This window comes from Pseudarthrobacter oxydans (assembly GCF_030812335.1).
Taxonomy (GTDB): Bacteria; Actinomycetota; Actinomycetes; order Actinomycetales; family Micrococcaceae; genus Arthrobacter; species Arthrobacter oxydans_B.
Genome location: NZ_JAUSSN010000007.1, coordinates 188,043 through 202,996, shown reverse-complemented (window position 1 = coordinate 202,996; position 14,954 = coordinate 188,043). Strand labels below are relative to the sequence as shown.

Annotated in this window: 10 protein-coding genes; 4 read left to right on the top strand and 6 right to left on the bottom strand. The window is 68.9% G+C overall.

Annotation, left to right across the window (positions count from 1 at the left end; genetic code table 11):
• Window positions 1-49: 49 nt before the first annotated feature.
• Window positions 50-901 (bottom strand): ParA family protein, encoded by an 852-nt coding sequence (locus J2W14_RS13415; protein WP_307463210.1) that lies wholly within the window; start codon window positions 899-901, stop codon window positions 50-52.
• Window positions 902-1,261: 360 nt separating this feature from the next.
• On the opposite strand from J2W14_RS13415, the gene J2W14_RS13410 reads away from it, so the two are divergent.
• Entirely contained in the window at window positions 1,262-4,657 is a 3,396-nt protein-coding gene (locus J2W14_RS13410) for a pyruvate carboxylase (protein WP_307463207.1), read from the top strand.
• Window positions 4,658-4,751: 94 nt separating this feature from the next.
• Here the strand turns inward: J2W14_RS13410 and J2W14_RS13405 are convergent, their stop codons facing one another.
• Window positions 4,752-6,572 carry an AMP-dependent synthetase/ligase gene (locus tag J2W14_RS13405; protein ID WP_307463204.1) on the bottom strand — a complete coding sequence of 607 codons (1,821 nt, stop codon included), beginning with the start codon at window positions 6,570-6,572 and terminating at the stop codon, window positions 4,752-4,754.
• Between the two features lie 181 nt (window positions 6,573-6,753).
• Here J2W14_RS13405 and J2W14_RS13400 point away from each other — a divergent pair, with 181 nt between their 5' ends.
• Window positions 6,754-7,845, top strand: coding sequence for an ROK family glucokinase (locus J2W14_RS13400; protein WP_307463201.1), 1,092 nt, complete (start codon window positions 6,754-6,756; stop codon window positions 7,843-7,845).
• A gap of 72 nt (window positions 7,846-7,917) precedes the next feature.
• On the opposite strand, the gene J2W14_RS13395 is transcribed toward J2W14_RS13400, so the two are convergent.
• The 3 genes from J2W14_RS13395 to J2W14_RS13385 are packed head-to-tail and all read right to left on the bottom strand — an operon-like array spanning window position 7,918 to window position 10,215.
• Entirely contained in the window at window positions 7,918-8,598 is a 681-nt protein-coding gene (locus J2W14_RS13395) for a hypothetical protein (protein ID WP_307463197.1), read from the bottom strand.
• On the bottom strand, window positions 8,591-9,394 hold the full coding sequence (locus J2W14_RS13390; RefSeq protein ID WP_307463195.1) for an alpha/beta hydrolase: 804 nt from the start codon (window positions 9,392-9,394) through the stop codon (window positions 8,591-8,593). The genes J2W14_RS13395 and J2W14_RS13390 overlap by 8 nt, the downstream gene beginning before the upstream one ends.
• Window positions 9,391-10,215, bottom strand: a complete 825-nt coding sequence (locus tag J2W14_RS13385; protein ID WP_307463192.1) for an alpha/beta hydrolase — start codon at window positions 10,213-10,215, stop codon at window positions 9,391-9,393. The genes J2W14_RS13390 and J2W14_RS13385 overlap by 4 nt, the downstream gene beginning before the upstream one ends.
• A gap of 111 nt (window positions 10,216-10,326) precedes the next feature.
• On the opposite strand from J2W14_RS13385, the gene J2W14_RS13380 reads away from it, so the two are divergent.
• Window positions 10,327-11,070, top strand: a complete 744-nt coding sequence (locus J2W14_RS13380; RefSeq protein ID WP_307463189.1) for a lysophospholipid acyltransferase family protein — start codon at window positions 10,327-10,329, stop codon at window positions 11,068-11,070.
• A 124-nt stretch (window positions 11,071-11,194) separates the two neighbouring features.
• Complete coding sequence (locus J2W14_RS13375; protein WP_307463423.1) at window positions 11,195-12,583, top strand: class II 3-deoxy-7-phosphoheptulonate synthase; 1,389 nt, start codon at window positions 11,195-11,197, stop codon at window positions 12,581-12,583.
• A gap of 138 nt (window positions 12,584-12,721) precedes the next feature.
• Here the strand turns inward: J2W14_RS13375 and J2W14_RS13370 are convergent, their stop codons facing one another.
• Complete coding sequence (locus J2W14_RS13370) at window positions 12,722-14,890, bottom strand: Stk1 family PASTA domain-containing Ser/Thr kinase (protein ID WP_307463420.1); 2,169 nt, start codon at window positions 14,888-14,890, stop codon at window positions 12,722-12,724.
• Between the last annotated feature and the right edge of the window lie 64 nt (window positions 14,891-14,954).

Below are 14,954 nucleotides of genomic sequence, written 5' to 3'. Positions count from 1 at the left end.
GGAAAGTGACCCCGCGTTGCTTTATTTTTTGACGGGGACCGGGGCGTGGCTAGCGGTTAACGCGATCCCGGACCCGTGCAGCTGCCGGCTGGCTGTCCGCGGCCAGCAGGTTGGCCAGCAGGGCGTCGAACAGGGCGGCAGCGTTTTTGGCCGACTCCCCGGGCCAGTGGTGGATGGAGTGGGCGGCGCCCTGGATTTGCTGCCAGTTGGCCTGCTCCGGGATGTGCGGTGACAGCAGCAGCCCTCCGAACATGGACTCCATCTCGGAGAGCCGGAAGGTGTGCTCGGCGGATCCGCTGCGCACCCGGTTCGCGACGATGCCGGCAGGGGAGAGGTTCGGGGCAAATTCCCGCCGGAACAGCTGGATGGCCCGCATGGTGCGTTCCGTGCCCGCCACCGAGAAAAGCCCGGGTTCGGCCACAAGGGTGACCTTGTCGCTGGCAGCCCAGGCCATCCGGGTGAGCCCGTTCAGGGAGGGCGGGCAGTCCACCAGGACCAGCTCGTACTTGGCCGCGCCGGCCAGTACTGCGGAGAGCCTGCGCAGGTCGCGGCGTCCGAGGTCGGGGCGGTCATAGATGCCGGTGTAGGCGGAGCCGACGGCCACGTCCAGGATGGCCGGCGACCCGCCGGCGGGTGCCGCGCCGTTGGCGGCAGCGCGCTCCACCCAGCCGCTGGGGACCACGTTTTCGGACAGGCGGGCCCGCCGGGGGGACTTGAGCATCCGCCCGATGTCCTGCTGGTCTCCCGGCCGGACTCCGAGGGCCGTACTCGCATCCGCGTGCGGATCAAGGTCGACGACGAGGGTGGGGATACCGGCGGCCAGTGCCGCGGACGCCAATCCGGTGGTCACCGATGTCTTGCCGACACCGCCTTTGAGGCTGCTGATGCTGACTACTTGCACTTGAAAAACCAATACCTAACGCCGGTTGCCGGGACGGGGTCCTGCCGGCTCCTGCGTTCTCCGGAGCCGTGGCGAGCATGCGCCACCCACCTCCTCATCATATGTTGCCGCCCCGCCTAAACCTGCCTTATCTGGTGCCGGGGCGGCAGATCATGGATATGCTTCACCCGGGGCCGGGATCCGGCCCCGCCTGAACTACCCGGCTGATGCACTTGACCCATGCAGGTGCTTGGTACTTGCCCAATCCGGCATACGTGACGCGCGTCGCTGTGACGGTCGCCACAATAATTTGTGTTTGTCGGTGCAGGTCTTAGACACTGTGACCAATTACCGATACACCCGCGATGATGCAGGAGAAGTATGTTTTCGAAGATTCTGGTGGCCAATCGCGGCGAAATCGCGATCCGTGCCTTCCGCGCCGGCTACGAACTCGGTGCCAAAACTGTCGCCGTCTTCCCGAACGAGGACCGCAACTCCATCCACCGCCAGAAGGCCGACGAGGCCTATCTGATCGGTGAAGAGGGCCACCCCGTCCGGGCCTACCTCGACGTCGACGAAGTGGTGCGCGTGGCCAAGGAATCCGGGGCCGACGCCATCTACCCCGGGTACGGCTTCCTGTCCGAAAACCCGCGCCTGGCCCGGGCCGCGGCCGCGGCCGGCATCACCTTCGTGGGTCCGCCCGCCGAGGTCCTCGAACTGGCCGGCAACAAGGTCGCCGCCCTCGAGGCGGCCCGCAAGGCCGGCGTCCCGGTCCTGAAATCCAGCCAGCCCTCCAAGGACCTGGACGAACTCATCGCTGCCGCCGACGAGATCGGCTTCCCCATCTTTGCCAAGGCCGTCGCCGGCGGCGGCGGCCGCGGCATGCGCCGCGTCGAATCCCGCGACGCCCTGCCCGAAGCACTGCAGGCAGCCATGCGTGAAGCCGACGCGGCGTTCGGCGACCCGACCATGTTCCTGGAACAGGCCGTGCTGCGCCCCCGCCACATCGAGGTCCAGATCCTGGCCGACGCGGAGGGCAACGTCATGCACCTCTTCGAGCGCGACTGCTCCATCCAGCGCCGCCACCAGAAGGTCATCGAGATCGCCCCGGCGCCGAACCTCGACGAAGGCATCCGGCAGGCGCTCTACCGCGACGCCGTGAAATTCGCCAAGGCGCTGAACTACGTCAACGCCGGCACCGTGGAATTCCTAGTCGACACAGTGGGGGAGCGGGCCGGACAGCACGTCTTCATCGAAATGAACCCGCGGATCCAGGTCGAGCACACCGTCACCGAGGAAGTCACCGACGTCGACCTCGTCCAGGCACAGCTGCGCATCGCCGCCGGCGAGACCCTCGCGGACCTGGGCCTCTCCCAGGAGACGGTCCAGCTCAAGGGCGCCGCCCTGCAGTGCCGCATCACCACCGAGGACCCCGCCAACGGCTTCCGGCCTGACGTCGGCAAGATCACCGGCTACCGTTCAGCCGGCGGCGCCGGCGTCCGGCTCGACGGCGGCACCGTCTACTCGGGCGCCGAGATCAGCCCGCACTTCGACTCGATGCTGGTCAAGCTGACCTGCCGCGGCCGCGAGTACCCGGCCGCCGTGGCCCGGGCACGCCGGGCCCTCGCCGAGTTCCGCATCCGCGGCGTCTCCACCAACATTTCGTTCCTGCAGGCCGTCCTGGACGACGCCGACTTCATCGCCGGCAACGTGGCCACCTCCTTCATTGACGAACGCCCGGAACTGCTCAAGGCCCGGGTCTCCGCGGACCGCGGCACCAAGCTGCTGACCTGGCTCGCCGAAGTCACCGTGAACAAGCCCAACGGCGAGCTCACGGTCCACAGCGATCCCGCCGCCAAGCTCCCGGCACTGGAGGACGACGCCGCCGCGCAGGGCTCCCGCCAGCGGCTGCTGGAGCTCGGTCCGGAAGGCTTCGCGAAGGCCCTGCGCGCGCAGAACGCCGTCGCCGTCACGGACACCACGTTCCGCGACGCCCACCAGTCCCTGCTCGCCACCCGGGTCCGCACCCGCGACCTCGTGGCAGCCGGCCCGGCGGTGTCCAAGCTCCTCCCGGAACTCCTCTCCGTCGAGGCCTGGGGCGGCGCCACCTACGACGTCGCCCTGCGCTTCCTCGGCGAGGATCCCTGGGACCGGCTCGCGGCGTTGCGCAAGGCGCTGCCCAACGTCTGCCTGCAGATGCTCCTCCGCGGCCGCAACACGGTCGGCTACACCCCGTACCCGGAAGAGGTGACGGTGGCCTTCGTCAACGAGGCGGCCGCCACCGGCATCGACATCTTCCGCATCTTCGACGCGCTCAACGACGTCAACCAGATGGCCCCGGCCATCCGCGCCGTCCGCGACACCGGCACGGCCATCGCGGAGGTGGCCCTGTGCTACACCGCTGACATGCTGGACCCGGACGAGACGCTCTACACCCTGGACTACTACCTGGAGCTGGCTCAGAAGATCGTCGACGCCGGTGCGCACGTCCTGGCGATCAAGGACATGGCGGGGCTCCTGCGTCCCGCCGCCGCCGCCCGCCTCGTGACGGCCCTGCGCGAACGCTTCGACCTCCCGGTCCACCTGCACACGCACGACACCGCCGGCGGCCAGCTGGCCACGCTGCTGGCAGCGGTCGACGCCGGGGTGGACGCCGTGGACGTGGCCTCCGCCTCGCTCGCGGGCACCACCAGCCAGCCCTCAGCCTCCGCGCTGGTGGCGGCCCTGGCCCACACGCCCCGCGACACCGGGCTGAGCCTGGCGAACGTGTGCGCCCTGGAACCGTACTGGGAGGCCGTCCGCCGCGTCTACGCACCGTTCGAGTCCGGCCTTCCGGGCCCCACCGGCCGGGTCTACCAGCACGAGATCCCCGGCGGTCAGCTCTCCAACCTGCGCCAGCAAGCCATCGCGTTGGGCCTGGGGGAGCGGTTCGAGGCCATCGAGGACATGTACACCGCGGCGGACCGGATCCTCGGCCGGCTGGTGAAAGTCACCCCCTCCTCCAAGGTCGTCGGCGATCTGGCCCTGCACCTGGTTGGTCTCAACGCCGACCCGGCGGACTTCAACGAGAACCCGCAGAAGTACGACATCCCGGATTCCGTGATCGGCTTCCTCTCCGGCGAACTGGGCGATCCTCCCGGAGGCTGGCCGGAACCGTTCCGTACCAAGGCGCTGCAGGGCCGCACCGTCAAGGTCCGCGACGTTGAGCTCAGCGCCGAGGACAGCGCCGCCCTGCGGTCCGATTCCAAAACCGTGCAGCGGACCCTGAACCGGCTGCTCTTCGCCGGCCCCACCAAGGACTACCAGAAGAGTGTGGAGTCCTACGGCAACCTCTCGGTGCTGGACACCCGCGACTACCTCTTCGGGCTGCAGCGCGGCGCCGAGCACGAGATCGAGCTGGAGAAGGGCGTCAACCTGATCGCCTCGCTCGAAGCGGTCTCCGAACCGGACGAGAAGGGCATGCGCACCGTGATGTGCACGCTCAACGGACAGTCCCGCCCGGTGGTGGTCCGTGACCGTTCCGTGGTCAGCAATGTCAAGGCCGCCGAACGCGCCGACACCTCCCAGCCGGGCCAGGTGGCCGCACCGTTCGCCGGCGCCGTCACGCTGACCGTCAAGGCCGGCGAGACGGTCAAGGCCGGCGACACCGTCGCCACGATCGAGGCCATGAAGATGGAGGCGTCCATTACGACGCCGGTCGCCGGCACGGTCTCCCGGCTCGCCGTGGGAGCAATCGAACAGGTCCAGGGCGGAGACCTGCTGCTGGTCGTCGAATAGCCGCCAGCACTACCGCGCAGCAGCGCCGCACGACAACAAAGAAGGGTCCTTCCGGCCGAGAGGCTGGAAGGACCCTTCTTTGTTGGTGTGCCGCTTAGACCTGGGCGGGACGCGGGGTGCCGTACATTTCCTCGATGACGTTCTCGAAGTCCTTCATCACCTGGGCGCGCTTGACCTTCATCGACGGGGTGAGGTGCCCGGAGGCTTCGGTGAAGTCGGCCGGTACGATCCGGAAGGACTTGATGGCCTCGGCCTGGGAGACCGTCTGGTTGGCGCCGTTGATGAGTTCCTGCACCGCGGCCTTGACCACCGGGTTGTCGGTGGCCTCGGCAAGGGTCGTGGAGGCAGGCAGCCCGTGGCGGTGCAGCCAGCCGGGCAGGGCCTCCTCGTCCAGGGTGACCAGCGCGCCGATGAAGGGGCGGTTGTCACCGACCACCAGCACCTGCGAGACCAGCGCGTCGGCACGGATCTGGTCCTCCAGCAGGGCCGGCACAACGTTCTTGCCGCTGGCCGTGACGATGATTTCCTTCTTGCGACCCGTGATGGTCAGGAAGCCCTGCTCATCGAGCTGGCCGATGTCGCCGGTCCGGAACCAGCCATCAACGAAGGACTCGGCGGAGAGGTCCTCACGCTTGTAGTACCCGCGCATGACGCAGACACCCTTGGCGAGGATCTCGCCGTCGTCGGCGATCTTCACGGCATTGCCGGGAATCGGAGCTCCGACGGTGCCGATCTTGATCAGATCCGGCGTGTTCACGGTGACAGGGGCCGTGGTCTCGGTGAGCCCGTAGCCTTCCAGGATCTGCATGCCGATGCCCTGGAAGAAGTGGCCCAGCCGCTCGCCCAGCGGGCCGCCGCCGGAGACGGCATGGGCCACCTCGCCGCCCATGGCCGCGCGCAGCTTGCTGTAGACCAGCTTGTCGAAGAGGGTGTGCTTGAGCTTGAGGCCCAGGCCGATCTTGCCGGCTTGGCGGGCGCGGGAGAACTCGATGGCGGTGTCCGCGGCGCGGTGGAAGATGGCGCCCTTGCCGCCGTCCTCCGCCTTGGTCAGTGCCGAGTTGTAGACCTTCTCGAAGACCCGCGGCACCGCGAGGATGAAGGTCGGTTTGTAGCTCTGCAGGTCCGGCAGGAGGTTCTTGATGTCCGGTGTGTGCGCCACCGTGACGCCGGCGGCGACCGCGAGCACCGAGATGAAGCGCGCGAACACGTGGGCCAGGGGCAGGAACATGATGGTCCGGGCCTGTTCGTGGACGATCTTGTTCAGCGAGGTGGCGAGCGCGTTTTCGGAGAGTTCCACGAAGTTGCCGTGGGTCAGCTCGCAGCCCTTGGGCCGTCCGGTGGTCCCCGAGGTGTAGATGATGGTGGCGAGGTCGTCCAGGGAGGCCAGGGAGCGCCGTGCCTCCAGCTCCTCGTCGCTGACCGTGGCGCCGGCGGCGCGCACCTCGTCCAGGCCCGCGCCTTCGAGCTGCCAGACGTGGGCCAGCGCGGTGAGGCCTTCGGAGGTGGCGGCCTGCCGGATGACGTTCTCATGGTGGGCGGACTCGCCGAACGCGGCGACGGCGCCGGAATCGCCCAGGTTCCAGGCGACCTGGGAGGGGGAGGAGGTCTCATAGATCGGCACGGAGACGGCGCCGGCGAACCAGATGGCGAAGTCGATGAGGGCCCACTCATACCGGGTGCGGGACATGATGCCGACCCGGTCGCCGGCGCCCACGCCGCTGGACATCAGGCCCTTGGCGAGCAGCGAAACATCCGCCAGGAAATCGGTGGCCCGGATGTCCTGCCATTGTCCGGCCGCGTCGAGGCGGGAGAACAGGGCCGGGTTGGACGCCTTCGCGGCCTGGCGCAGGACCAGGTCGGTGACGTTCGTTTCCGGGGGGACGGTGACCAGGGGCGGGACACTGATTTCTCGCACGTTAGCTCCTTTGATATCCATGGACCCGCGAGGGGTACGACTAACACTAGTATGCGGTCGAAGGCATGTGCGTTCCACCACACCTACTGGCGAGTAACCTTACGGTTTGGTAACCCCTGGTTCCGACCGCAGCGGTGATGCGGCCGGTGCCCGGCCGCTCCGGAGAATAGGATTGGGAACCATGCACACACCTACACCCGGCCAGCAGCCCGGACCGTACCGCAGGACCGCCGCCTGGCGGCGCAGGACGCTGGCGGGAGCGGCCGCCGGTCCCTCCGGGCAGGGCCTCCGGGAGCACCTGCGGCTGGGCCGGAAAGGCCTCGCCATCGGCGTGGACATTGGCGGGACCAAGGTGGCGGCCGGTGTGGTCGACGCGGAGGGCAGGATCCTTGCCCAAGCCAAGCGGTCCACTCCAGGCAACGACCCCCGTGCGGTCGAACAGGTGATTGTCGAGCTGGTGGAGGAGTTGGGCGAGGGCCATCGGATCTGGTCGGTCGGAATCGGTGCGGCCGGCTGGATGGACCTCGACGGCGGAACCGTGCTGTTCAGCCCCCATCTTGCCTGGCGCAACGAGCCCCTCCGGGACAACCTGCAGCGGCTGCTCCGCCGGCCCGTGCTGTTGACCAACGACGCCGATGCGGCCGGCTGGGCGGAATGGCGCTTCGGGGCCGGGCAGAGCCAAAGCCGCCTGGTCTGCATTACCCTCGGCACCGGGATCGGCGGTGCCATGGTGATGGACGGCCGGCTGGAACGCGGCCGCTTCGGCGTGGCCGGGGAGTTCGGCCACCAGATCATCATGCCCGGCGGCCACCGCTGCGAGTGCGGCAACCGGGGCTGCTGGGAGCAGTACGCTTCCGGCAACGCGTTGGGCCGTGAAGCCAGGGAACTCGCCGCCGCCAATTCACCGGTGGCCCAGGAGCTGCTCAAAGCGGTGGACGGCCACGCGGAGCGCATCACCGGAGTGATTGTCACCGAACTGGCTAAGGCCGGTGACCCGACCTCCCGGGAGCTGCTGGAGGATGTCGGGGAGTGGCTTGGTTTGGGCCTCGCCAACCTCGCCGCCGCGCTGGATCCGGGGAAATTCGTGATTGGCGGCGGACTCTGCGACGCCGGCGAACTGCTGGTCGGCCCGGCAAGGAAGGCTTTCGCCCGGAACCTGACCGGCCGCGGGTTCCGGCCGGCGGCGGACATCGAGCTCGCGGCCCTGGGCCCGAATGCGGGCCTGATCGGTGCGGCGGACCTGTCCCGGGTCAGCAGCCGCATGCACAGTTAGCCGGACCCAGGCCGGCCCTCGCCCGACCTGCGCGGACGGAAGCACATTGCCCGGTCGGCCGCACCAGGTCAGTTAGATGCGTGCGCCGTCGTCGTGTTCGTCTTTTTCGCCCGGCAGCTTCATGATCAGGAAAACCACCGACGCAGCGAAGGCGGCCACCATTCCCAGGATGGCCATCAGCGGGGCGGAGCGCCAGAACATCGCGGAGATCAGGAGCGCCACGGGGCCACCGACGGCTCCCAGCCAGGCCAGCACCGTCAGCGGGTCGGTTCCGGCGAGGCTGGGCGGTTCCTCCGGCACGAACTCGCCCGGGCCCAGCGGATCGTCCTCCGCGCCCTCGTAGTCCCGCGGCCCGGGGGCAGCCCCGGGGCGATCGGCAGCGGCGCCGGCCGCGGGGCTTCCGTCCGCGTGGCGCTGCTCCTGCCGCTCCTCGGCGGAAAGTTCAATCGGCACCCCGACGGAAAGCCCCAGCGGGTCAAAGTCGCTGAAGGGCCGCGGGCCGGAGCCGGCGGGGTCCGCGGCGGGCGCATCGTCCGTGCCGGGTGCGTCCGAGCCCTCCGCGCCTTCCACGGCGCCGCTGCCTTCCCTACCGTGCCTGGCTTCCGGACCTCCTGTGCCTTCCGTGGCTGCCGCGGTCACGGGACCGGCGGCCGCGTCCGTGTCCCTGCCTTCCAGCCTCGCGACCAGGTCCAGCCAGACGGCGTCGTCCTGGTTGGCGCTGGAATCCGCGGAGTTGGGGTCCGGTCTAGTCATCTGCCGTGTCCTTCTGGCTAGCGTGGGCGGCGTCCGGGCCGCCTCCCGCGCCCAGCGACCGGATAAATTCGGCCGTGCCGCGGAAGATCTCGGGCGCGTCGTTGTCCATCGTAGCCACGTGGTAGCTGTTTTCCAGCCGGATCACGTCCAGCGGCGCGTGGGTCAGCCCGCGGCGCAGGGCCACCATGCTCGAGTCGGAGACCACATGATCCACTGCGGAACGGTAGACCCGCACCGGGGCGGTGATCCGGGGGAGCAGCCGCACGGTGTCCTTGAACATCCTGTTCAGTTCGTGTGCCGCGGCAACGGGTGTCCGGGGGTAGGCCCCTTCGTCGATGCCTTCTTTGAGGATGTCGTTGGCGATCGCCGGGGTGCTCTTGAGCACGAATTTCAGGATGCCCGCCAGCGGCGCCCGGGGATCGTCAATGACCAGGCCGGGGTTCACCAGCACAGACCCCGCGACCGGACGCGTGGCCGCAATCCGCAGCGCCAGCGCCCCGCCCATCGACAGCCCGGCCACGACGACCTGCTCACATTCCCCGGCGAGCTCAAGGTAGGCGGCGTCCAGCGCCGCGTGCCAGTCCTGCCAGCGGGTCCGGGCCAGTTCCTGCCAGCTGGTGCCGTGCCCGGGCAGCAGCGGCATCCGCACGGCGTAGCCGGCGTCGGCCAGCGACCTGGCCCAGTCCCGCACGCCGTGCGGGCTGCCGGTGAAACCATGCGACACGACGACGCCGGTGCGGGTCCCGGTTCCGGTGAACGGGCTGCTGAACGGTGTGTGGTCCAGGGGAATGGTCATGGGGTCTCCGGGGTGCTGGTGGCGGGCTGGTCTGGCCCCGCCGCGGACGGCGGCGCGGCGGCTGCGTGGTGCAGGAAGAACCGGACGGACTGCTCGAAGATCAGCGGAGCGTCGACGTCGAGCGTGGCCACATGCCCGCTGGCGGGCAAACTGACCACTTCCAGCTCCCGGGACCCCAGTCCCTTCCGCAGCAACTCGATCGAGGAGGGCGGGACCACGATGTCGGTGGCGGACTTGAACACGAGCGCCGGGGCGGCGACGGCAGGCAGTTCGCGCCGCGCCGCCTTGAAGAGCCTGCTCAGCTGGTGGACGGCTTCCAGCGGAGTGAGCGTGTAGTCACCGTCCTCGGTGGCGGACGCCGTCGGATGCGGTTCCTGGACCGGGACGGTGGTGCGCTGGACGTGCTTGAGCAGGCCGATGTAGCGCACCCTTCGGTCATAGAAGCTCAGTCCAGGGTTGACGACGGCGACGCCGGTGACGTTGTGGCGCGCTGCGGTGCGCAGGGCGATGGTCCCGCCCATGGACAGCCCTGCCACGTAGCAGTGCCCGGTCCCGGCGGACAGTTCCAGATAGGCGGTCTCAAAGGCCCGGTACCAGTCCTGCCAGCCGTGCCGGGCCAGGTCGCGCCAGTCCGTGCCGTGTCCCGGCAGCAGCGGGACGGACACCGCGAAGCCCTGCCGGGCCAGATGCTCGGCCCAGGGCAGGACGCTCAGGGGGCTGCCCGTGAAGCCGTGGCAGATGGCCACGCCGATGCCCGCGTTGGCGCCGTGGCCGGGATAACTGAACGCTGCGGGCGCCAGGGGAGTGCTGCTTCCGGTCATGTGCCCATCGTGTCACTGTTCCGGACAAAACTCACTAGAGTAGGGTGTCATTGAAGTGCCGGCCGGGTCCGATGGAGGGCCGGCCGGACACGTCCCGGAGAGGTTCACCACGTGTTTTATTGGTTCATGAAGACGTTCGTTCTCGGACCCGTTCTGAAGACGCTTTTCAGGCCGTGGGTCAAGGGCCTGGACAACGTCCCCGCCGAAGGCGCAGCCATTCTGGCTTCCAACCATCTCTCCTTTTCCGACTCCATCTTCATGCCGCTGATGGTGCCCCGCCCCGTCGTGTTCCTCGCAAAATCGGAGTACTTCACCGGAAAGGGGATCAAGGGCAGGCTGACGGCCACCTTCTTCCGGCTGACTAACCAGCTGCCGATGGACCGCTCCGGCGGTGCCGCGTCCGCCCGCTCACTCGATGCCGGCATGGACGTGCTGAAGAACGGCTCGCTGCTGGGCATCTACCCGGAGGGCACCCGCAGCCCGGACTCCCGGCTCTACCGCGGCAAAGTGGGGGTGGCGCGGCTGGCCCTGCAGGCCCGCGTCCCGGTGATCCCGGTCGCGATGATCGGTACGGACAAGGTCCAGCCGATCGGCAAGCGGATGCCCAACATCCGGCGCATCGGGATGATCTTCGGCGAGCCGCTGGACTTCAGCCGGTACTACGGCATGGAGGACGACCGGCTGATCCAGCGGTCCGTGACCGATGAGATCATGTACGAACTCATGCGGCTCTCCGGCCAGGAATACGTCGACGAGTACGCCGCCGTCGTCAAGCTCCGGCTGGCCGGGAAAGCCACCGAAGTGCCTGGGGACGGCACGGCCGACACCGGACCTGCTGCCCCGGAGAGTGTGTGACCGGAGCGTGTGACGGGCCGGGCGCAATCAATGACGGCCCGGGTCCGACGATCGCCACGGAGGCAACTATCCTTAGAGGGTGACTGAGCTATCTGCGCCTTTGGCCTCCCCCCTGAACAGTTCCCTGAGCGGCTCGCCCGTGGCGGGCTCTGCCCTCACCAGCACCGCCCAGAGCGGTGCCGCCAACTATCCCGGCCTGGACCACTGGCGGGAGCTGCCGGCCTCCCAGCAGCCGAGCTGGTCGGACAAGGCCGTGTTCGAAGCCTCCGTCAAGGAACTCTCCGTGCTTCCGCCGCTCGTGTTCGCGGGCGAGGTGGATATCCTGCGCGAACGCCTCGCCGCGGCGGCGCAGGGCAAGGCGTTCCTGCTCCAGGGCGGCGACTGCGCGGAAACGTTCGAGGCCGCCACGGCCGACAAGATCAGCGCCCGCGTCCGCACCATCCTGCAGATGGCGGTGGTCCTCACCTACGGTGCCGCCATGCCGGTCATCAAGATGGGCCGGATGGCCGGACAGTTCGCCAAGCCGCGCTCCTCCAACGATGAGACCCGCGAGGGCGTCACGCTGCCGGCCTACCGCGGCGACATCGTCAACGGCTACGACTTCACGCCGGAGTCCCGGGCCCACGACGCCAGCCGGATGCTGAAGGCCTACCACACCTCCGCCTCCACCCTGAACCTGATCCGTGCGTTCACCCAGGGCGGCTTCGCGGACCTCCGGCTGGTGCACCAGTGGAACAAGGGCTTCACCGAAAACCCTGCCCACGCCCGCTACGAGTCGCTGGCGCGGGACATCGACCGGGCCATCAAGTTCATGTCGTCCTGCGGTGCGGACTTCGAGGCACTCAAGCGCGTGGAATTCTACGCCAGCCACGAAGCGCTGCTGCTCGACTACGAGCGCGCCCTGACCCGCATCGACTCCCGCACGGGCTTCCCGTACGACACCTCCGCCCACTTCCTCTGGATCGGTGAGCGCACCCGCGAACTGGACCACGCCCACGTCGACTTCCTCTCGCGGGTCCGCAACCCGATTGGTGTGAAGCTGGGGCCGGGCACCAGCGGCGACGACGCGCTGCGCCTGATCGACAAGCTGGACCCGGACCGCGAACCCGGCCGCCTGACCTTCATCACCCGGATGGGCGCCGGCAACATCCGCGAGAAGCTGCCCCCGATCGTGGAGCGGGTCACCGCGTCCGGCGCCCAGGTCCTCTGGGTCACCGATCCGATGCACGGCAACACGGTCACCTCGCCGAACGGCTACAAGACCCGCAACTTCGACGACGTCATTGATGAGGTGCGCGGCTTCTTCGAGGTCCACCACACGCTCGGCACGGTCCCCGGCGGGCTGCATGTCGAAATGACCGGCGACGACGTGGCCGAGTGCCTCGGCGGGGCCGATCCGGTGGACCAGGAGTCCTTCCTGGACCGTTACGAATCGGTCTGCGATCCGCGCCTGAACCACATGCAGTCCCTTGAGATGGCCTTCCTGGTGGCCGGGGCCCTGGCCAAACGCTAAGGAACGGTCCGGGCACCAGAAAGCTCCGCCCGGCTGGTTTCAGCCGGGCGGAGCTGTTTAACGCTGAGCCTGATCAACGCGCCTGATCAACGCGGAGGCGGCTTGACGCTGACCTGCTGGACGCCGGGCCCCACGCGGTCAGACCACGGTCAGGGTGATCACGGAGCCTTCCGGAACCTTCTTGTTCACGGGGTCCTGGTAGCGGACCGTGCCGAAGAACCCGCCCAGGATATCCTCCACTTCGACCTTAAACCCCAGGTCCTCGAGTGCCTTGCGGGCCTCGTCGACCTGCTTGCCGACGAAGCTCGGAACGTCAACGAGCCTCGGCCCCTTGGACACGGTCAGGGTCACCGCGCCGCCCCGGGTGAGGTTGCCGGAGGCCGGGTCCTGCGCCACTACGGAGCCCTTGGGCACGGTCCGGTCAAAGACGGTTTCCGGCGAGATCACGGCCTTCAGACCGGCGGCTTCGATGGCCTTGACCGCGTCCCCCTGCTCCTGGCCCCGCACGTCCGGCACCGGAAGGGGCTGCGGGCCCTTGGACACGGTGAGGTCCACCGGGGTGCCGTGCCGGACCGGATTGCCGCTGCGGGGTGCCTGCGCCAGGACGGTGCCGGCAGGCTCGGATTCGTCAAAGGTCTCGGTGATCTGTCCGAGGGCCATGCCCGCGCCGTTGAGGGCGGTCTTGGCCTCGTCGAGGGACGTCCCGACCAGCTCCGGCAGCGGGAACAGCTCGGGGCCCTTGGAGACCGCGAGGGACACCGGCTGGAACTTCCGGATGACTTCCCCGGCTGCGGGTTCGGATCCGACCACCAGCCCGGGGGCGACGTCGTCGTGGAACACGTCCTGGATGGTGGACTGGAAGCCGGCCGTGCGGAGCAGCTGTTGGGCCTCGGCCACCGTCTTGTTCTCGACCTCCGGAATCGTGCCGGGGGAGCCCGGCCCCATGCCGAAGAACCAGCCGGCTCCACCGGCCAGTAGCGCCGCGACGACCAGGACCAGCACCCAGAGCAGTCCCCGCCGCCGGGAATTCCCCTCGCGCAGGCTCCGGACCGGCGTGGCCGCGGCACGCTGCCGTGCCTTCTCCTCGTCGCGGTCGTGTTTGCGCTGCGCCCGCTTGCTGGCAGGGACCGCCGAGTCGTCTGTGTCGTCGTGGCCGTAGTAGCTGTCGTGGTTGTCGTGGTTCACGTCGTCGGGGGCGGACAGCGGGCCGTAGCCGGGGTGCCGCGGGGCCGCGGACATCACCGTGGTCGGGTTGCTGCTGCGGGCGATGAACTCCGTGGGCTGCTGCCGTCCGCCGATGACTTCGGTGGCGCCGTCGCCCTCGCGCGGATCAGGCGAGCCGCCTGGGCGCGGATCAGGCGAGCCGCCCGGGCGCCGGGCCGGCGGACCCGGCGGGGGCGGCGGGGGCGGCACGGCCGGCATCGCCGGACGCGCCGCAGGGGGCTGGAGGTCGAGTTCGGCGTCGCTGAGGTTCCTCCGGATGTGCCGGAGCTCGGAGAGCAGGGCGTACCCGTCGACGGGGCGTTTGTCCGGGTCGTTGGCCGTGCACCACTGCACGAGTTCGTCGATTTCGGCGGCGAGTCCGGGCACCAGCACGGAGGGGGCGCCGACGGAGGAGTTGACGTGCTGGTAGGCGACCTGGATGGGGACCTCGCCGTCGAACGGCTGGCGGCCGGTGATCATCTCATAGAGCATGATCCCGACCGAGTAGATGTCACTGCGTGCATCGGCCTGCCGGCCCAGCACGAGTTCGGGGGAGAGGTACGCCACGGTGCCGATCAGCGCGCCGGTACTGGTCGACGTCGAAATGGCACGTGCCAGCCCGAAGTCGCCGAGCTTGATCCGCCCGTCGTCGGCGATCAGCACGTTCTCGGGTTTGATGTCCCGGTGGATGAGGCCCGCTTCGTGGGCCGCGCCCAGGCCTTCGACGACGGGGTCGATCAGCGCCAGGGCCAGGCGGGGCGGAAGTGCGCCTTTTTCCTTGAGCACGTCGCGCAGCGTGTGGCCCTTGATGTACTCCATCACCAGGTAGGCCACCCGGTCATCCTCGCCCTGGTCCAGCACGCCCACAACGTGCGGGTGCGACAGCCGGGCGGCGGCCTTGGCCTCACGGCCCAGCCGGTCGAGGAACTGCGGGTCGCCGGCCATGTGGGGGTGCAGCACCTTCAGCGCCACATCGCGCTCCAGCCGGCGGTCGGTGGCCACGTACACCGTGGACATGCCGCCGCTGGCGAGCCTGGACTGAATCAGGTAGCGGCCATCCACCAGGGTGCCAACGAGAGGGTCCGACGAATAATCCTGCACTATACGATCCTAATCGCTGCACGGAAACGGGCCCGAATCAACATGCGATCCGGGCCCGTATCGTTAT